Below are 19,903 nucleotides of genomic sequence, written 5' to 3'. Positions count from 1 at the left end.
CCGCAAACAGCCCGTAATCTTTGTTCGGGCAGATCCTTACTTATTTCATAACATCGGATTTCATAACATCGGACTCGCCCCAGAAATCATAGTAAACGAGCCAGTCACTCATTTATATACCGATGGCGCTAAGCCTTTAGCACGTTCTCTTTTCAGAAAACCCGCCTATTCACCGAACTTTCCTATTCTTCCGACCGCCCGGGCCTCGTTTCCTATACTGGTACTTTGTGCTGAAAACGGGGAGGGACGATGAATTTTCTGTCACACTTCAATTTTATCGCGCTGGTGATGACACCAGCATTCTGGATTGGCGTCGCGACGATGGTGGTGGTTACGCTGGTGACTTACTGGCTGCTGAGCTGGTTACTGTCGTTTCTGCGCAAAGGCGTTAAGAGCTGGGGAGAGGTGCATCCGGCGACCAACAGAATGCGATTTATATTGGGCGATATGCTCAACCGCACTAATAATCTGCTGATATTTGTCGCCGCATTCCTGTTCAGCCTGCGATTCGTCAATCTGCCGGACAATCTCTACAACACCATCAGCCATGCGTGGTTTCTGGTGCTGGCGCTGCAAATGGCGCTATGGCTCGATCAGGGGGTGGTGTCGTGGTTGCGGCATATCATGCGGCAGCCGGGCATGAATAAAAATCCGGTGACGCTGGTGATCACCGGTCTGATATTCCGCGCGGTGGTCTGGTCGGTAATGCTGTTATCCATTCTGGCTAACGTTGGTGTCAACATTACCGCGCTGGTCGCCAGTCTGGGCGTGGGCGGTATTGCTATCGCGCTGGCTATCCAGACCATCCTCAGCGATGTGTTTGCCTCGCTGTCGATTGGCTTTGATAAGCCTTTCGAAATTGGTGATTTTGTGGTGTTCAATGATGTCGCCGGTACGGTGGAACATATTGGCCTGAAGACCACGCGCATCCGCAGCCTGAGCGGGGAACAGATTGTCTGCGGGAATGCCATTTTGCTTCAGCAGACGCTGCATAATTACAAGCGTATGCAGACCCGCCGCATCGTGTTTAATTTTGGTATCGCCATCAATACCCCGCCGGATAAGCTGCGCAATATCGGTGACATGGTCAAAGGGATTATTATCGATGTCGGCGAAACCAAATTTGACCGGGCGCATCTGCTGGGTTTTGGCACCGACCGTTTGAATATTGAGGTGGTTCATATCGTTAATACCGCCGACTACAATAAATATATGGATATTCAGCAGGAAATTAATATCCGCATTATCGAAAAGCTCATGGAAAACGGTATTGAGATGGCGCTGCCAAATATGATTGTTAAAACCCCGGAGAAAAGTGGCGTTGGAGAATGGGAAGCTGCCAGCGCGAAACCACAGGGTTAGGATAAAAGACAGGTTTGCCGCATATCGAAACGCAGCAACCCTGTCTTTTTTGGATCTGATTAACGTAACTGCTGTGCGATGGCGCTGTACATCAGCGACGCTTCCAGCGGTTGCGCGCTGAAATCAGGTTCTGCCTGCGGCCATGTTGACCACTGAACAATAACCAGATTTTCTGCGCGATTCACCATAATCACCTGACCATAAATACCCAGCGCCCACATCGAACCTTTTAGCGATTCAGACGGCGCTGGCGTGACGTTTTTGGCATTGGCGGGCACGGCATTATTCCACCACTGATAGCCGTACATCCCTTCCGGATGCGCAGCTGAAACCGAATTCTTCGCCTTATTCCAGTCTGTCGCCTGTTCCAGCCAGTGTTCAGGCAGAATTGTTTTACCGTCCGGCAACTGGCCGCCGCTCATTACAAACTCGCCGAAACGTCCCCAGTCTTCTAACGTCGCGTTAAAGCCGTGCGCCCCTACGTCATGTTTTCCCTGCTGATACGAGTGCCAGACGCCATCCTGGGCCATGCCGTAAGGCTGCCAGAGGGTTTTTTCCAAATATTTCGCCAGCGGCATACCGGTGGCTTTTTCCAGCACATCGCCCAGCAGCCATGCACCGCCAGAAGAATACGACCAGGATTCACCCGCCGGATGCGCGCGTTTCAAACCCGTAATGATTTTACGAACGCAATCGTAGGTGCCCGGCTGCGCTTCACATTGGGTGAGATGAGCAAAATCTGATTCAGGATTAGTGTAGTCCTCATTCCATGCCACGCCGGAGGTGTGCTGAATAAGCTGGCGCAGCGTGACGCCTTCCCACGCGGTGCCTTTGAGATCCGGCTCGTAATCGGTGATGAGGTCATTCAGTGATTTGATTTTTCCCTCTTTGATCGCAATCCCGACCAGTGTTGACACCACGGATTTCCCTACAGAACGCGATGTCCACAAGGTGTGGTCTGTATTGCCTTCGCCCAGATATTTGTACGCGATTTTGCCGTTCTTCAGCACCAGCATGCCGGTTACATTTTCACGCTTCAGGTAATCCTGCAGCGTATAGGTTTTACCGTTCACGCTGTACGTCGGATCCTGAAGTTGTTTTTCTGCCTGTACGAATGGCGTGGCCTTGCCATGACGGAAAACGTCGCCAGCATAATTGCGGTAGTCGTTACGAAAACCGATGACACGGGCGGCCTGATCCCAGTTCAGCATGTCTTTGGTATCCGGCAGCGTTTTATCTAATGGCGTCGGACAGGTGCTGAGTTCGATACCACCGCAGTCCTGTGGTTGTTCTGCAAAAGCAGGCGTCATAAACGAGACTGCTGCACTCATGGCCACAGCCAGCATCAGAGGTTTTAAGAGGGGATTATTCCGTGTTTTCATGTTTTCACTTATCCATCAGAGTATCGGGAAACATGAGTATAAGGAGGGTAAATGGTTTAAAAAAATCAGCTGATGGGGGAAAATCCCCCAATAAAATGACATTTACAGGGAGCAGAACATGTCAGCGTTACGTTATTCCTTCTCACAGATAGAGGCTTTTGCCTGTGTCGCTGAACAGGGGAATTTATCCCGTGCCGCGTTATCACTGGGTAAAGATCGCACCACGCTGCGTGATTTAATTGATTATTTCGAAGACGCGCTGGGGTATCCGCTGTTTATCCGTCAGGGGCGCACGCTGGTGCTGACGGAGCAAGGGCAGCAACTCCACCGGCAGGCACATTTGCTGATGCGTCAGGCTCAGGCCTTTGAGTTTTACGCGCAGTCGCTGCCGCAGCCTGATCAGCAGGAACTGGTGATGGTCTACGACCCCTTCGTTTCGCAGGCGTTTATCGACGCAGTTATCGTGATGATGTCGAAAGAGGGGATCCGTTTCAGCGCATGGAGCGCATCGCGGGAAGAGGCCGAAGCGGCGCTGACTGCCGGGACGGCCCAGATTGCAGTCTGTCAGGCAAATAATCGTGCGCTGGGGATGGATATGGAATGGTGCGCGCTGGGCAATATTGAACTGGATTTTTACGCCGCAAGCGGTTTGTTTCAGCATCAGCAGCGTCCGCTGACGTTGCTCAATCTTTCCCTGAAACCTCAGCTGGTCATGCATCACAAACATGATGAGCAAATTGCCCGCCGGTTACAAATTTCGGGGCATACTCTTTATGTCAACGAGCGTTCTGCGCTGCGCAGTTTGCTGGAAAATGCGCAGGGGTGGGGATTTTTACCCACACATTATCAGGCATCGACATGGAAGGATGTGCAGGCGATTGAGACGGAAGTGGGCAATCAGGGACTGACCATTACGATGGTGGCTATCTGGCAGCCCGGTCAGACAAAGCAACCGGTCACCGGCAGATTAATCAGTGCACTGCCGGAATTATGGCGTAACAGCCTTCAGGGCTGAAGGATGTGATCGCCGGATAAATGTGCCCTCAGGCAGGCAATTTAAGCGGGTTTTGCTACGCTTTCTTAGCATCCTGTATCTGAACCTCGCCCTGCAAACCATACTGTTTTCCTGAAAATCTGCTGAGGAGTTCATTCTATGCCTTTTGTTAAAACGAAAGACGGCGTCAATATTTTCTTCAAAGACTGGGGTCCGAAAGACAAGCAACCGGTTGTTTTCCATCACGGATGGCCGCTGAGTGCGGATGACTGGGACAATCAGATGTTGTTCTTCCTGGCCGAAGGTTTTCGTGTGATCGCCATCGACCGTCGTGGACACGGGCGTTCGGATCAGACCAGTGAAGGTAACGATATGGATCACTATGCGTCTGACGCTTCCGCTGTTGCCGAGCATCTTGACCTGCATGATGCCGTGCATATCGGTCATTCAACGGGCGGGGGGCAGGTTGCCCGCTATGTGGCGCAATACGGCCAGCCGCAGGGACGTGTGGCGAAAGCGGTGCTGATCAGCGCGGTTCCGCCGCTGATGGTGAAAACTGATGCTAATCCCGACGGTACACCGATTGCCGTCTTCGATGGTTTTCGCAGTGCGCTCGCCGCAAACCGCGCGCAGTTTTATTTAGACGTCGCTTCCGGGCCTTTCTACGGGTTTAACCGCGATGGGGCAGAAGTGTCACAAGGCACCATCAATAACTGGTGGCGTCAGGGTATGACCGGCAGCGCCAATGCGCATTACGAAGGAATCAAGGCGTTTTCAGAAACGGATCAGACCGACGATCTGAAAGCCATTACTGTGCCGACGCTGGTCTTGCAGGGGGATGACGATCAGGTTGTACCCTATAAAGATGCTGCTCTCCTGCAGGATAAACTGCTGGCAGACAGCACCCTTAAGATTTATCCAGGCTATCCTCACGGTATGCACACCACGCACGCCGACGTGATCAATAAGGATATTCTGGCGTTTATTCGCGGATAATTCCTGCGTCATTTACGTCATACATCTTTTTAAACAAAGACCCGCTGAAATGGCGGGTTTTTTCTGCAAGGCATAAAAAAGCCCGTCAGGGGAAACGGGCGTTTTTAAGGTTACAAGGGGAAGTCTTGAGATTTCTGTAGGTTGCTACAGAGATGCTCACTATACACTCCCTCTGTGACAGAAATGTGTAGGAGAATTCTGGTTCTCACGACAAAGCGTGGCGCGAACGATGGCGGGATTGCGTCTTTCAGGCAATAAAAAAGGCCCGAAGGCCTTTTTTATGCGGACTATGCCAGCTTACTCACTTACTTACGGCCAAGCAGTAAACCCAGCACAACACCAATTGCGCCTGCCGCGATCAGACCGGACAGGGGATTTTCTTTGATCTTCTCCGCGACGTCAGAGACGACTTCACCGGCCTGAGCCGAGTATTTCCGCGCTGCGCCTTTAATCTGGTGCTTAGGAGAATCAACAAAATCGCCAAATTGTTTCTGTGCTTCACCGGCAAGCTGCTTGCCTTTGTCTTCGAGTTTATCTGCCAGATGGTTTGCGTCTGCATCGATATCATGTGATGACATATCTCTATCTCCTTTAGTTAACCGTTATTAAGCGTAGTCGAGATTTTAAGGTTGTGGCGTTAATACAGAATAAAAAAGCGGATATGCTGTAAGGATATGTTAATGGCTGAGATTTTTCTTATTTTACCTGAAAGCTCACTTTTAAGAGTAGTGTCCATTGCCTGATGGGATTTGAGTATTTGCAATGTCTGTCAGTAATGAATGAAAATTGTGATATTTTCCTTTTACCTTGACATAGAATATTCAATTATCCTTGTGGCTATTTTTTAACGTCACTCTTTTATTATCAGAAAGTTTATTATCAGAAAGTTTATTATCAGAAAGAAAAAGTGATTTCCGGATAAATACTACCCGCCTTTAGGGCGGGCATTATCATGCACTAACGGGTTTTGCTGGCGGAAGCCGATTCAGATTCAGCTATCGCCGTTAATTTAATATCGGCATTTTTTTCTTCCTGCAAAGTGGCTTCCAGAAGTTTGGCCGCTTTGGTATAACCCAGTTTTTTTGCCAGTGCAGCTAAGGTGCCGTAGGTAGCAATTTCATAATGCTCCACTTTTTGTGCGGCACCGATAAGGCCTGCATCCAGCACTTCTCCTTTTTCTACAGAATCAATAAGTTCCTGTGCTTCCTCTACCAGGCCTTCCATCGCATGGCATTTCATTCGTTTAATGCGCAGTTCGTCGGAGGACTCGACAACCTGATCCAGTCTTTCAATCTGACCCTGTGTTTCTTCCAGGTGAGACTTAAACGCCTCGACCAGTTTGGGATCTGTCGCAGCGCGTGCCATTTTAGGCAGCGCTTTAGTAATTTGACGTTCTGCGCTGTAAACGTCAGATAAATCATGAATAAAGAGTTCTTTCAGAGTTGTAATAGACATTTTATTTTCCTGTGGGTTATTTGTGACATCCCCTTTAGCTTAGCGGTATTATAATAAATGACTGTGAATTAAGAATCTTCTCAGGCGAAATATAACGGTTCTGTAAAATAAAAAATTAAAGGTATGACGTTATTTTAATGCACTATTTTTAAGAGATAACGCCTTTGGATAATATTTTTTAAAATGGTCTTTTTAATCCCACTTCTACCGTTAGGTCATGATTTTGCGGTTGATGTTATTTACTTTAAGGCGGTTGAGGAAGATGCGTAAATTAAAATAAGACGTTGCAATGAATATAAAAAACATTGCAACACCTCTTCTTTCTTTTCACAACTCCTCAGCCAACTGAAACAGAACATAGCACCAGCGGCTGATCACGCGGCCAGGTACTGAGATCCAGCCGGTCGGTCACGTGGATTTCTCTGCCGCTGAGCAGGTCACGACAGGTGCGGTGAGCCAGTGATTCTGGCAGCAGCACCTGCGTATCAACTCCCTCTGCGGGCTGAGTAAAGCCGACTTTTTGCTCATTAAAAACCAGACGGGGCGCGGCGACAATCACCGCTTCGCCGTTTGCCTGCCGCGCAAAAGCGATGACTTTACTGGCGTGGTCGCCAGTCGTTTCCAGCGGGAGATAATCCCCTTGCAGAAACAGCGCGGTTTTTTGCTGACGATAACGGGCAAGAACGGCAACGATATGTTGTTTCAGCTGCCCGCTTGTCCACGCGGTTTCATCGTTCCACGCCGGTTTTTCTCCCTGAACCAGCAGGCGATCCAGCTCATCGAAATCAGGCAGACGCCGGTTATCCGGATCCACCAGACTGAAATTGAGCACTTCGCTGCCCTGATAAATATCCGGGACACCCGGCGCGATCATTTTGATCACCGTTTGGGTCAGACTGTTCACCAGCCCGGCGCGAATAAAGGGACGGATGGCAGCGTAAAAATCATTAAGAAACAGACTGTTATCGGGAGAAAGCAGATGACGGGCATAGCCGAGTACGGCGTTTTCATAATCATCGTTGCTGTCACCCCAGCTGGTACGCAGCTTGGCTTCACGCAGCGCCTTTTCTACGAATAGCTGGAATCTTTCATTGAGTTCACGCAAACCTTCCTCATCGGCCGGATGCAGTGTTGCCGGCCATGCACCGGCCAGCGCCTGATAAAGCATCCATGCGCCGGTCAGTTTCGGTGCGGGGCCGTCGGGCAAGGTGATGACTTTCGACTGATTCATCTGATGCCAGCGGGTGACATTTTCGGCCCAGAGTTCCGGCGCTTCGGTGAGGGTAAACAGTCTGGCGCGGGCATCTTCGCCGCGTTTGGTATCGTGAGTTGACGTGGTGGAAAGTGCTGCCGGTTGTTCCCCGAGCCGACGGGCCATTTCCTGATGGAACCGGTCGAGGGAAAACCTGCGCAGCAAAGGCTCTGCGCCCACTTCGTTCAGGGCCAGATCCATGTGCTGGCGGAAGAACAGCGTGTCCTCCACGGATTTCGCCATCAGCGGCCCCGTCAGTTGCTGGAAGCGGGTGCGGAACTGGTCAGCCTGACCGGATACGGACTCCGGTGTTTGCGCACAGAGAATACGAGCCAGAAATTCGAGAATATCCGCCGGTACGGCAAGCGATGAGGTGGTGATCTTCCCGATAATGTTATGCAGCAGGGCAGCGTCATCGGCGGGCAGTCCACGCGATGTGCCATAAGTGCGATACACCGGGAAGGCGATCAGCAGTTCACGCAGCGCTGCCCGCAGGGTGTTGGCATCCCAGGTGTGGTCTTCCGCTTCTGCAATATTCAGCGCCAGCTGGCACAGCGTAGTGAATTCCCCTTCGAAATTTTTTTCCACCATCATCAGTTTGGCGGCGCGCAATTCTTCGCGCATATCTACCGGCTTGCCGACCACGTTTTCATACAAATTGCGCAGCACCGCGATGTTTTCATCTTCGACCAGCACATCGGAAAGTGCGGCGATAAATTCATAACCTGTGGTGCCGGAAACCGGCCAGTCAGCGGGCAGACGTTCGCCTTTACCGAGGATTTTCTCCACCGTGATGTAGCAATCCGCACCGGCCTTTTCCCGCAGACGTTCAAGATAAGCTTTCGGATCGGCAAGACCGTCCACATGATCCACCCGTAACCCGTCCACCGCGCCGGAATGCACCAGTTCGAGGATCAACCGGTGCGTATCATCGAATACCGCGTCATCTTCCACCCGCACGCCCGCCAGGCCAGTGATTTCAAAAAATCGCCGGTAGGAAAGTTCACGCGGCGCATCGCGCCATGACATCAGCCGGTAGGGCTGGCGCTGATGTAACTCGGCCAGCGCGCCGTTATCCGGCGTGGTTGCGCTGGCGTCGTGCGTGTCTGGCGCAAGAGGATAGTACGTGTCGAAATAGGCGAGTGCAGGCTGACCGGTTCGGGGATCCGGCTTCAGGGTGATTTCACCTTTTTCCAGCACCTCTTCAAAAGTATCGCCGAGAAAAGGCAGGGTCAGCCGCTGCGACCAGTCGATATCAAAATGCCGTGCATAACGGCTTTTTTCGCCGTGTTCAATCACGTCACGCCACCATGGGTTTTCCAGCGACGCGGCCATATGATTCGGCACAATATCGAGGACCAGTCCCAGACCAGCGGCTTTCAGCGCCTGCGACAAACGGTCAAATCCCGCACGTCCGCCAATTATCGGATCGATTTCGTTGGCGTCGGTAATGTCGTAGCCGTGCGTGGAATCGGAAGTCGCAGTAAAAATCGGTGAAGCATATAAATGGCTGATCCCAAGCCGCTTTAAATAAGGAACCAGTGCCACTGCTTTATCAAAATCCATGCCATCGCGGAACTGAATACGGTAGGTCGCGGCGGGTATGTTCACATTGATTCTCCCCTGAAAAGACGGACGATAACGGAACCGGGTTCTGACGCTTCTGTCGATTCGGGCCAGGCAAACAGCGTTTCACCCGGTTGATCCGGCAGCGGTTGTGTGGTTTCCCCGAGATTGAGCGTCAGAGACAGGATGCCTTTGGAGAATGTCCAGGTGACGGCGAGCACACCGTCCGCCGCCTGCACTATTTTGCCCACGTTACCCTGCGCCGGCGTGAGTAACGGCACGACATATTCACGACGCAGCTGAAGCAATGTGCGGGTCAGCGCCAGACTGCCCACGCCATCAGGGCTGGCGGGTTTCTGCCAGTCCAGTTTAGAGCTTTCGAACGTCGCTACGGCATTAGGATCGGGCACGCTTTCCTTGCCATATCCGCTGTGGCCTTCGAATTCTCTGGCGCGTCCTTCACGAACCGCCTGCGCAAGCTCACCTTCAAAATCGGTGAAAAACAGGAACGGATGGGTTTCGCCATACTCTTCGCCCATAAATAACAGTGGAATATGAGGTGAAAGCAGTAATGCGGCCAGCAGGGCGCGTGTTTTACGTTCACCTGCCAGCGTGATCAGACGGTCACCCTGTGCGCGGTTGCCAATCTGATCGTGGTTTTGGATGAAATCGACAAAGGCGACCGGTGGCTGATCGCGGCTCTTTTCCCCGCGCGGCTTACCACTTTGCGGGGAAATTTCGCCCTGATACGCAAACCCTTCCGCGAACGCGCGGGCGGCCAGCCCGAGGGGGTCGGCGGCAAAATCCTGATAATAGGCGTGCGTTTCACCGGTACTGAGCACGTGGACCGCGTTATGCAAATCATCATTCCATTCAGCGGTAAACAGCGGGACATCACCTGCGGGCGTGCGCGGATGCAAAGAGGTAATATTGCGGCTGTCTTCGGTGGTCAGATGCACGTGGCGACCGGTGATTTCTGCGCGAATACGCCGGGCGATCTCCGGCAGAATATGCGGGTCTGAGGGGTCTTTCATCTGATCGACCGCGTCAAAACGCAGCCCGTCAAGGTGATACTCTTTCAGCCAGTAAAGCGGCGCTTCGGTAATGTACTGACGGGCACCTTCCTGATCATAAGCAATGCCCGCGCCCCAGGCGGTCTGGCGTTCAGAATCGAAAAACTGCGGCGCCAGCAAGGGCAGGTAATTGCCCTCAGGGCCGAAATGGTTGAGCACAATATCGAGCACCACCGAGATGCCGTGACCGTGCGCCGCATCGACAAAAGCTTTGAAATCATCCGGTGTGCCGTAAGCAGAATGCGGCGCGTACAGCAAAACGCCGTCATATCCCCAGCCGCGTTGACCGCCAAACTGCGCCAGTGGCAACACTTCAATCATGGTAATGCCGGTTTCAGCCAGATAAGGCAATTTCTCCATCGCCGCTGCGAACGTGCCCTGCGGGGTAAATGTGCCGACATGAAGCTCATAAATCACCGACTCTTCCCACGGACGTCCTTTCCATTCAGCGTTCTGCCACTGATAGCTTTCTGAAGACGTGACCAGCGAAGGGCCGTTGACGCCCGCCTGCTGGGCACGGGAAGCGGGATCAGGCACCGCCATGCCATCGGCCAGAATAAACTGGTATGCCTCACCGGCAGAAACACCGGTTGCCACCTGTTCAAACCAGCCGTCTTCAGCAGCGGACATTTCTGTGTCCTTGCCGGAAAGGCGCAAGGTTAATTTTGCCTGACCCGGTGCCCAGACCCGAAAGTGAACCGTACCGGCGGCAATGAAATTAGCCCCCCAGCTGGTGGTGAATGCGTTGAAATGCATCGCGTTACCTCGCATAAAAATGGGCGATCAAAAGGTCAGTTAGCCAACGAATAATAATGATAGTCGAGGATGACGCGGATGGGAGGCTGCCAGGCGTCAGGCCCCGGTTAAGGCCGGGGCGTTAACGGTAAGTGTGACGAAACCGGTGCTGGCATCAGGACGATGAGGTGAAAAATACAATGGAAATAACGAAAGAAACGACGGTCCCGATGAGCAACATACATTTGCTCGGCGTGAAGAACTTCTTGTTCTGATTGGCTTTATAAGCCTTGAGTAATAACCACAGCATCACGATGCCAATGATAATAAATATTACGCCACCTGATATACTCGCGACTGGAGCCATATAAGTATCCTTCTCGTCGGTAAAATTTAATTATAGCTCAGCATCAGAGAAGCGTTTTTGAAGCGAATATTAACGTTCATCGGCAATACTGGCATCAGACGATATGTCGTGACCAGCCAGCCGCAGCGTCCGGTTCAGACTGTACTGAAGCCGCCGAACAAATGTATAATATCCTGCCGCGATAATGACATAGCGGAATTACCGTTTTTGCAGTGACTTAAGTGAAATAAAGCGTTTAATAAATGGGTTTTTATAAAATGGCGTTCAGCCTCAGATAATAATCACACAATACCTAAGGGAATTAAATGAAGTTTCTTCAAACTCTGCTTTTCATGCTGTCAGTGGTGATTACCGGACAGGCCAGTGCGGCAACAACCACACTGACCGATGTACTGGGAAATAAAATAACCTTAAATACCCCGGTAAAAAGAGCGGTATTAGGTTTCTATTTTGAAGACTATATGGCGGTTGGCGGGGAACAGGCGTTTGACCATATTGTCGGTATCTCCCGCGAAGCCTGGCATGGCAAAGTTCCGGCGAACTGGGATATGTATATTAAACACCGTCCCTCCATTGCCGACATCCCGGATATTGGCGAAATCGATCTGCATAACGTGTCACTGGAAAAAGTGATCAGCCTGAAACCGGATGTGGTCATTTTAGCCAGCTGGCAGTATGCCGCCCTGAAATATGAAGTCACGCAACTTCAGAGTCTGAACATCCCGGTTGTGGTGCTAGACTACAATGACCAGACGGTGGAAAATCATGTGAAATCCACGGAAATCATCGGGATATTAACCGGTCAGACTGAGCGCGCGCATGAGCTTGCTCAGCTTTATAAAAATAACATCACGCTGATTGAAGACCGGATCAAACAGGCAAATCTGCCGAAGCCAAAAGTCTACATTGAGTTTGGTAATAAAGGTCCGGCAGAGTATTCGTTTACCTATGGCGAAAATATGTGGGGCGTGATGCTGCGTCTCGCGGGTGGTGAAAATATCGCGGCGCCGTTTGTTAAACAGTGGGGCGAAATTAACCCTGAGCAGTTGCTGGTCGCTAAACCGGATGTCATTTTTATTTCCGGCCGGGAAAATAATAAGGTCGATACCGCATTAGAAATGGGTATTGGCGTCAATGAAGCCACGGCGAGAAAAAAACTGAACGGGTTCGCGCATCGTGACGGCTGGAGTTCATTACCGGCCATTCAGAATGAGAGACTCTTCGGCGTTTATCAGGGCGCATCGCGTACGCTGGTAGATTTCACTATGGTGCAGTTTATTGCCAAATCTCTTTATCCGGATTTATTTAAGGATATTGATCCGGTGAAAAACTATCACGATTATTACACGAAATATCTGCCTGTTGTGCCGGTGGGAACCTTTGCGTTATCGGCCAGTGCTGAGCAGCAATAACTGTTTCTGATAACCGATCGTTGCTGTTAATCCATCGCCGCGATACGTTGCGGCGATGAGTCAGTCATCTCGTGGGATGCCACCCTGTCGCCGCGTACATTTCAGTGACCGCGAATTAAAAGGGATGAATTAAAAGGTATAAAGCACTGCCAGATTAAAGGTCGTCCCGCCGCGTTTTTCCACTATCGGGCTGTCAGCGGCTTTATCGTCCAGCCAGGTGTAATCCGCACTGACCAGACCGCTCCAGTTCGGGGTTAACTGATGACTCCAGGTCAGGCTGCTGTCCACGCCATAGAATCCTCCGGCGGCCTGATAAGCCCCAAAATGACTGCGACTGCTTTGCTCGCGGCTTACACCATAAAAGGTGTTCATGTAGCGCCGGTCGCCAAAGAGCGCCGCCGACTGGAGCGCGACGGTGTCCGTATCATTCTGAAGCGGCAGCAACGTCACGGAAGTCTGATAATGCACGCCTTGCCCGTCGGTCAGCGGCAGGGTCGCTTTGCCTTCAAAAGACAGCCACGGTGTGGCTGACCAGCCCACGGCAAGGGCCGTGTTGGCGGTCGCATCAATATGCCCCATACCTTTGAGTTTTGCCGAGCCATCCCGCCACATGGAATTTTTGTCCGTACGTCCGAGGCTGTATCCAAGCGTATGTTCCAGATACAGGCCGTTATCCGTCTGCAAGTCATAGCCGATGCCTTTGAGCGAGTCGAAGAAAAACGCACCGTCCCGCGCCTGAATAACCGGCGCAACCAGCCAGTTACGCTCGCCGGAACCACTGTAACGCGGCGCGTTCTGCGCGCCCATTCCCACCGTGAAGGTGGTCGCTGGCGGAGTGTCCTCAGCCAGTGTTTTAAGCACTGTCGCGGACAGGGCGAAACAGGTAATGTGCAGTATTAGTTTTCTGGATATCATGTAATTCCTCATCACCCAAACGTATGGTTCGTAGCGGATTGCAGCCGCGCCTGAAACCGAAGTATGAAGAGGCAGTGTCAACAAACTGTCGGGGATTTATGAAGAAACCGTCAAGGCGACAAACATGCAAACAACACGAGTCCTGATCATTGAAGACGATGCCGATGCGGCAGACGTTCTCGATGCCTATTTACAACGTGAAGGGTATGAGGTGCAGATTGCGGGCGACGGCATTTCCGGGCTCGACAAAGCATTGCGCTGGAAGCCCGATCTGGTGCTGCTGGATGTGATGCTGCCGGGCATGAGCGGCACCGACGTGCTGGCGACGCTGCGGCGGGAAACCCGTACACCGGTGATTATGGTAACGGCGATGGGCGATATGCCGGACAAAATTGGCGCGCTGCGGGAAGGTGCCGATGACTACGTGGTTAAACCTTATAATCCCGGCGAAGTCGTGGCGCGGGTGCAGGCCGTGCTCCGGCGCACTGCGTCCGGCCAAAAGGATACAGCAACGCTGCGCTGGCAGTCGCTTGAGGTGGATGTTGATGCGCTTACCGCCGCCGTCAGCGCCCCGGCGGGCGAAAACCGCTATCTGGATTTAACCCCGACCGAATTCAGCATTCTGAGCACGCTGATGCGCGCCCCGACGCGGCCGTTTTCGCGCCAGTATTTGCTTGAGCAATGCCTGCCCGAGAGTGAGGCGCTGGAAAGGGTGGTCGATACGCATGTCTATAACTTGCGTAAAAAGCTTGAATCAGCGGGCATCTTGAATGTGCTAGTCAACGTCCGCGGCGTGGGCTACAGGTTCAGACAGCCATGATCCGCTTACACTATCAGTCTTTATGGCGCTGGATCTGCGTGCGCATTCTGACGCTCGCCATCGGCAGCGTGGTTGTGATTGCGCTGTGTATGTGGCTGCGGTTTGTGATCGAAAACCTGTGGGTTTTGCATCATATGTCTCCTGCGACGCGACAGGAGTTTGAGGTATTGCGCAATAACCCTGAACTCAATCTTACGCGTTTTCATGAGATTGTGGATCTGGGCTGGGGAGCGCGTTACTCGGATCCTTCTATCGCGTCAGCTGACTGGATCATGGTCGCCATTCTGGTGCTGGTGGTCATTCCGTTTATCGCGATTTTGGGATTAAAAGCCGCACGGCCGCTTTCCTCACAGTTTAGCCGTCTGGCGCAGGTGGCCCGTGCGGTAACCAAAGGGGATTTCAATACTCAGGCTGAACCGGTGAAAAATGCCCCCGCAGAACTGGTGCAGTTCACCGATGATTTTAACGCCATGATGCTGCAACTCTCGCGCTATGAGCGTGAACTGCGGGCATCGCATGTCGCAATGGCGCATGAGCTGCGTTCACCCCTGACGGCAGCAGTCGGGCGGTTGCAGGGGATGCTCGATGGCGTATTTCCGCCGGAGCCACGCCAGTTGCAGATGGTAATGAAACAGCTTCTGCACCTGAACCGTCTGATTGACGAACTGCATCTGCTTTCTCTGGCGGATGCCGGTCAGCTGAATCTGAGCAAAACGCCGCTGGATCTCACTGAACTGTTGCGCGAACGGGTCGCCTGGCTGAAACCTCAGTCAGCGGAGGCCGGTTTTGACATCCTCCTCACGCCTGATACTCCTTGCCGTTATGTTGGCGACCCGTTCCGTCTCGGGCAGGTATTTACCATTCTGATGGAAAATGCGCTGCGTTACGCACTGGAAGGGCGGCGTCTCGACATCACGGTCAGGCCGGAAACCGGCGGTTATGAGATAGCGTTTCGGGACATGGGTCCGGCAGTCGATGACCATTTCCTGGCCGTTATGTTCGAGCGTTTCAGCCGGGCAGAATCTTCCCGCGCCCGGCATTCCGGTGGCAGCGGCCTTGGTTTATCCATTGCCCGCGCGATTTGTGAAGCCCACGGCGGGCGGATCAGTGCTGCGAAAAATGCGGGGGGCGGTCTGACCGTGACCGTCAGTTTACCTGTGCCGGAAAACGGACAATAAAAAAGACCGCGTCTTGACGGTTCCTTGATGAAATATCACGGGAATCTGGACAGTCAGTGGATTGAATAGCGATATCTCAATTCAGGACGACTGTTATGACCGTGACTTTGACTGATTATGTGCGCCACGCGGTGCGTCATCTGCACCCCTGTATTTGCCTGGCACCTCTCATCCCCGCAGCCTGTCTGCTGGTCCTGACCGTGATACTGACGGGCTGCGGGGATAAATCCCGTAAGCCCGCAGCCCCCGCACGCCCCGTCCGCGTGGTGATCGCCCCTTTACCCTCGGCATCCGCCACCGAGCCCCTGACCGGCGAAATCCGCGCTCAGGAAGAGGTGACGCTGGGGTTCCGGCTGGACGGTCGGGTGCTGAGCCGCGCGGTCGATGTCGGCGACCCCGTGGTGGCAGGGCAGGTGCTGGCATCGCAGGAAAGTGACACCAGTCGTAATCAGCTAAACAGTGCGCAGGCCGATCTGGACAGCGCGCGGGCGGCAGAGCAGGTGGCGGCGCAGAATCTCAGGCGTATGCAGCTGCTGATGCCGGGTGGCGCTATCGCCCGCACTCAGCTCGACAGCGCGCAGTCTGACTGGCAGGCCGCCCGTTCGCGACGGCTGAGCAGTGAAGATTCACTGAAAACCGCGCGGGAAAACCTTTCCTGGGCACAGCTTACAGCGCCAGCGGATGGCGTGATCACGCAGGTCAGTGTGGCGGCGGGACAGGTTGTCAGCGCCGGACAAACTGTGGTGACACTTGCGTCGGGCCGCGGACGTGACGCAGTTTTCGACGTTGCCAGACCGCAGTCCTTTTCTCACCAAACCGGCGGCACTTTCAATGTCTCGCTGCTTTCTGACCCGTCGGTTGTGACGACGGGACATTTACGCGACATCAGCCCGCAGGCCGATCCGCAAACCCGCACGTGGCGGGTTCGCCTGACGCTCGATAATCCGCCGCCCGCGATGGCGCTGGGCGCCAGTGTTCAGCTTTCACTTGTACATGCCGGTCAGCCGGTGATCGCGTTACCCGCTTCTGCGCTGACCCGCGCCGGAGGCAATCCGGCCCTTTTTATCGTCAATACCCAAACACAGACGCTGCATCTGCGCCCCGTTGTTTTAGAGGGTTACAGCGCTTCAGACATCTTTGTCTCTTCCGGTCTCAGCCCCGGTGAAAAGGTGGTGATCGCCGGAGTGAGTCAGTTGCGTGAAGGCGAGAAAGTGATGCCCGGTGAGAGTGCCGGATGAATCAGCGCCCCTCCTTACGTACCTTTAATCTTTCCGCCTGGGCGCTGGATCATCAGTCCCTGATGGCCTTTTTCATGCTGCTGTTAATGACCGCAGGGGTCATCAGTTATGAGCATTTACCGCGTAATGAGGATCCGGCATTCACTATCAAAACCGCCGTGGTGACCGCCCGCTGGCCGGGGGCTGACGTGGCGGATTCGGTCAGCCTGATGACGGATCCGCTGGAGAAAAAATTACAGGAAACGCCCTATCTGGATTACGTCCAGAGTGAAACCCGCGCCGGGCAGTCGGTTATTTTTGTTAATTTGCGCGATGATACACCGCCTGCCGCCGTGGCGGGGATTTGGTATCAGGTGCGTAAAAAGATGCAGGATATTGCCCCGTCGTTACCCGCAGGTGTGCAAACCAGCGTGAACGATGAGTTCGATGATACGTTTGGCACGATTTATGGTTTTACCGCCGAGGGCTATACGCCGCGTGAACTGCGCGACCGGGTAGACGATATCAGCCGCAGTCTGATGTCTTTGCCGGACATGGGTAAAACCCGCCTGCTGGGTGTGCAGGAGCAGAATATCGTGATTGCGTTTTCGCCCGCACAACTGGCGGGAATGGGGCTGGATTTACAGCAAATTACCGATGCCCTGAAAGCGCAAAACGCCGTCGAACCGGCGGGTATTTTGCGCAGCGACCGTGACAATATCGCCTTGCGGGTGAGCGGTGCGCTGACGACGGAGCAGAGTCTGCGCGCCGTGACGCTGCATATCGCCGGGCGCTACATTCCGCTGACGGACGTCGCGACCATCAGCCGTCAGGATGCCGAACCGCCGTCACCGGTCTTTCGTGTCAACGGTAAACCGGCTATCGGACTGGCTATTTCCATGGCGGCCAACGGCAATATGCTTTCCTTCGGCAAGGCGCTGAATGCGCGGATGGACGACATCAGCGCCAGACTGCCGCACGGCATAGAAATGAGTAAAGTCGCCGATCAGCCGGCAGTCGTTTCGCAAGCCGTCAGCGGCTTTATCCGGGTACTGATCGAAGCGGTAGTGATTGTTCTGGCCGTCTCTTTTGTTTCGCTCGGCACCCGCGCCGGGCTGGTCGTTGCTGCCGCCATTCCGGTTGTGCTGGCGATGACATTTACCGGTATGTCGCTGGCGGGAATTGGCTTACAGCGGATTTCACTGGGGGCGCTGATTATCGCGCTGGGGTTGCTGGTCGATGATGCCATGATCACCGTCGAGGCAATGGTATCGCGTATTGAGGCAGGAGAGTCGAAATGGCGTGCGGCGACGTATGCTTTTGAAACCACTGCGTTCCCGATGCTGACCGGCACGCTGGTGATGATCGCTGGGTTTATTCCTGTAGGTTTCGCCGCCTCCAGCGCCGGTGAATATTGCTACTCGTTGTTTGCGGTGGTGTGTATCGCGCTGCTGTGTTCCTGGCTGGTTGCGATTCTTTTTTCTCCGCTGATGGGTTTGTGGATCTTGCCTGAAAAACAGGCTTCACAGGGGGGAAAACGCAGCCGGATGATGGGGTTCTATCAGCGCCTGCTGAATCAGGTACTGGCGCACCGCGGAATGACAATCGGTGTTGCCTGTCTGCTGCTGGGGCTGGCGGTGTATGCAACGACGTTTATGCAGGGCGAGTTTTTTCCGGCATCAGATCGCCCGGAACTGCTGGTGAGCCTGAGTCTGCCAGCTAACGCGTCGCAGGCGGAAACCGCCCGGCAAACTGCGCGGCTGGAGCAGGCGTTGCAGGGCAATCCTTATGTCGATCACTTTTCCAGCTATGTCGGATCCGGCGCGGTGCGGTTTTATCTGCCGATGGATGTGTTACTGAATGACGAGAACACCGCGCAGCTGGTGGTGGTCGCGAAAAGTCTGGATGACAGGGATAAACTGAGTGCGCAGCTGGACTCGCTCCTGGCCCGTAATTTCAGCGATATTATTACCCGCGTTTCGCCGCTGGAACTGGGGCCGCCGGTGGGCTGGCCGGTAAAGTATCGGGTCAGCGGCCCCGCTTATGACAACGTCAGACAGATCGCGCAGCATCTCGCCAGCGTACTGGGAAGCAGTCCGCTGACCCGCGAAGTGAATCTGACCGCCGGAGAACCGGAGCGGCTCATCACGTTGCAGGTGAATCAGACTGCGGCGCGGGCGGCGGGCGTCTCATCAGAAAGTCTGGCGGCATTGCTTAATACCGTATGGTCAGGCAGCGTCGTTACCACGGTCAGGGATAAAAACCGGCTGACCGATGTGGTTCTGCGGGCTAACGATCGTGAGCGGCTGGAGGTGGGCACGCTGTCGGGGCTGATGATCACCAGCGCAACGGGACAAAAAATACCGCTGAGTCAGGTTGCCACGCCGGTCTGGGGAATTGACGATCCGGTGGTCTGGCGGCGTCAGCGCCTGCCGTTTATCACCGTACAGACGGATTCAGCCGCGGGGCTGCGGGCAGAAGCGGTTTCACAGCAGCTTGCCCCTTTGGTTTCCAGCCTCCGCGCTTCGCTGCCTGCCGGATATCAGATTGAGGAGGGCGGAGCGGTGGCGGAATCAGATAAAGGCAACAGTTCGGTGTTTGCGGTGTTACCGGTCACCTTACTGATTATGATGACGTTGCTGATGATTCAGTTGCAGCGTTTTTCCCGCCTGTTGCTGGCGTTATTGATGGCGCCTTTTGGCCTGCCCGGCATTGTGCTGGCGATGCTGCCGACGGGTACTCCGATGGGATTTGTGGCTCTGCTGGGCATTATTGCTTTAGCAGGAATGATCATCCGTAACGCGGTGATCCTCATCAGTGAGGCCGATAACAATGTTCTGGCCGGTATGCGTGGCGATGAGGCCATAAAAGCTGCCGCCGTTCACCGGTCCCGCCCGATCCTGCTGACCGCCTGTGCGGCAATACTGGGGATGGTGCCGATTGCTGAGCAGGTTTTCTGGGGACCGATGGCGTACGCCATCATTGGCGGATTGCTGGTCGCCACTTTCGTGACGCTAACCGTATTACCGGCTGCCCTGAGTCTGGTGATGCAACGCGAGAAAATCCCGGGAGAGAAAATGTAATCCGTCAACCACCGCTTTCCCGTTCTTCGGGCTGCTTCAAGGTAAATTTTAACGCAACACGATATATTGCCCGCTTGTTGGATTTTGGACACGTTG

General features: G+C 53.7%; 14 protein-coding genes. 8 read left to right on the top strand and 6 right to left on the bottom strand.

Annotation, left to right across the window (positions count from 1 at the left end):
* The first annotated feature begins 249 nt into the window (after positions 1–249).
* Positions 250–1,362 carry a mechanosensitive ion channel family protein gene (locus ACM615_RS12470; protein ID WP_431011979.1) on the top strand — a complete coding sequence of 371 codons (1,113 nt, stop codon included), beginning with the start codon at positions 250–252 and terminating at the stop codon, positions 1,360–1,362.
* A 59-nt stretch (positions 1,363–1,421) separates the two neighbouring features.
* Here ACM615_RS12470 and ACM615_RS12465 read toward each other — a convergent pair whose 3' ends face one another.
* The gene (locus ACM615_RS12465) at positions 1,422–2,744 is read right to left on the bottom strand and encodes a serine hydrolase domain-containing protein (RefSeq protein WP_431011978.1); all 1,323 of its coding nucleotides are present in this window, start codon (positions 2,742–2,744) and stop codon (positions 1,422–1,424) included.
* Between the two features lie 118 nt (positions 2,745–2,862).
* On the opposite strand from ACM615_RS12465, the gene ACM615_RS12460 reads away from it, so the two are divergent.
* Positions 2,863–3,759, top strand: coding sequence for a LysR family transcriptional regulator (locus ACM615_RS12460; RefSeq protein WP_129638855.1), 897 nt, complete (start codon positions 2,863–2,865; stop codon positions 3,757–3,759).
* Positions 3,760–3,897: 138 nt separating this feature from the next.
* Entirely contained in the window at positions 3,898–4,734 is an 837-nt protein-coding gene (locus ACM615_RS12455) for an alpha/beta fold hydrolase (RefSeq protein WP_120162239.1), read from the top strand.
* Between the two features lie 305 nt (positions 4,735–5,039).
* Here ACM615_RS12455 and ACM615_RS12450 read toward each other — a convergent pair whose 3' ends face one another.
* From ACM615_RS12450 to treZ, 4 genes are all read right to left on the bottom strand, one after another.
* Positions 5,040–5,312 carry a DUF883 family protein gene (locus tag ACM615_RS12450; RefSeq protein ID WP_112286543.1) on the bottom strand — a complete coding sequence of 91 codons (273 nt, stop codon included), beginning with the start codon at positions 5,310–5,312 and terminating at the stop codon, positions 5,040–5,042.
* Positions 5,313–5,691: 379 nt separating this feature from the next.
* Positions 5,692–6,189: a ferritin-like domain-containing protein gene (locus ACM615_RS12445; RefSeq protein ID WP_431011977.1), complete on the bottom strand. Its 498-nt coding sequence runs from the start codon at positions 6,187–6,189 to the stop codon at positions 5,692–5,694.
* Between the two features lie 337 nt (positions 6,190–6,526).
* The gene (gene treY, locus ACM615_RS12440) at positions 6,527–9,052 is read right to left on the bottom strand and encodes a malto-oligosyltrehalose synthase (protein WP_431011976.1); all 2,526 of its coding nucleotides are present in this window, start codon (positions 9,050–9,052) and stop codon (positions 6,527–6,529) included.
* Positions 9,049–10,836: a malto-oligosyltrehalose trehalohydrolase gene (gene treZ / locus ACM615_RS12435; RefSeq protein ID WP_431011975.1), complete on the bottom strand. Its 1,788-nt coding sequence runs from the start codon at positions 10,834–10,836 to the stop codon at positions 9,049–9,051. Before treZ ends, treY begins: the two co-directional genes overlap by 4 nt.
* A gap of 651 nt (positions 10,837–11,487) precedes the next feature.
* On the opposite strand from treZ, the gene ACM615_RS12430 reads away from it, so the two are divergent.
* Positions 11,488–12,594, top strand: coding sequence for an ABC transporter substrate-binding protein (locus tag ACM615_RS12430; protein ID WP_431011974.1), 1,107 nt, complete (start codon positions 11,488–11,490; stop codon positions 12,592–12,594).
* A gap of 129 nt (positions 12,595–12,723) precedes the next feature.
* Here ACM615_RS12430 and ACM615_RS12425 read toward each other — a convergent pair whose 3' ends face one another.
* A complete protein-coding gene (locus ACM615_RS12425; protein WP_129638848.1) occupies positions 12,724–13,509 on the bottom strand; it encodes a MipA/OmpV family protein in 786 nt (261 codons plus the stop codon).
* 124 nt (positions 13,510–13,633) lie between these two features.
* On the opposite strand from ACM615_RS12425, the gene ACM615_RS12420 reads away from it, so the two are divergent.
* The 4 genes from ACM615_RS12420 to ACM615_RS12405 all read left to right on the top strand — a co-directional run bounded on the left by ACM615_RS12420 (position 13,634) and on the right by ACM615_RS12405 (position 19,807).
* Positions 13,634–14,329, top strand: coding sequence for a response regulator (locus ACM615_RS12420; RefSeq protein ID WP_129638847.1), 696 nt, complete (start codon positions 13,634–13,636; stop codon positions 14,327–14,329).
* Complete coding sequence (locus ACM615_RS12415) at positions 14,326–15,507, top strand: sensor histidine kinase (protein ID WP_431011973.1); 1,182 nt, start codon at positions 14,326–14,328, stop codon at positions 15,505–15,507. Before ACM615_RS12420 ends, ACM615_RS12415 begins: the two co-directional genes overlap by 4 nt.
* A gap of 95 nt (positions 15,508–15,602) precedes the next feature.
* On the top strand, positions 15,603–16,745 hold the full coding sequence (locus tag ACM615_RS12410; protein WP_431011972.1) for an efflux RND transporter periplasmic adaptor subunit: 1,143 nt from the start codon (positions 15,603–15,605) through the stop codon (positions 16,743–16,745).
* Positions 16,742–19,807, top strand: a complete 3,066-nt coding sequence (locus ACM615_RS12405) for an efflux RND transporter permease subunit (protein ID WP_431011971.1) — start codon at positions 16,742–16,744, stop codon at positions 19,805–19,807. Before ACM615_RS12410 ends, ACM615_RS12405 begins: the two co-directional genes overlap by 4 nt.
* Positions 19,808–19,903 lie beyond the last annotated feature (96 nt).

Source organism: Rahnella sp. PAMC25617 (assembly GCF_050606005.1).
GTDB classification, from domain to species: Bacteria; Pseudomonadota; Gammaproteobacteria; order Enterobacterales; family Enterobacteriaceae; genus Rahnella; species Rahnella variigena.
This window is presented reverse-complemented; position numbering and strand designations above follow the sequence as displayed.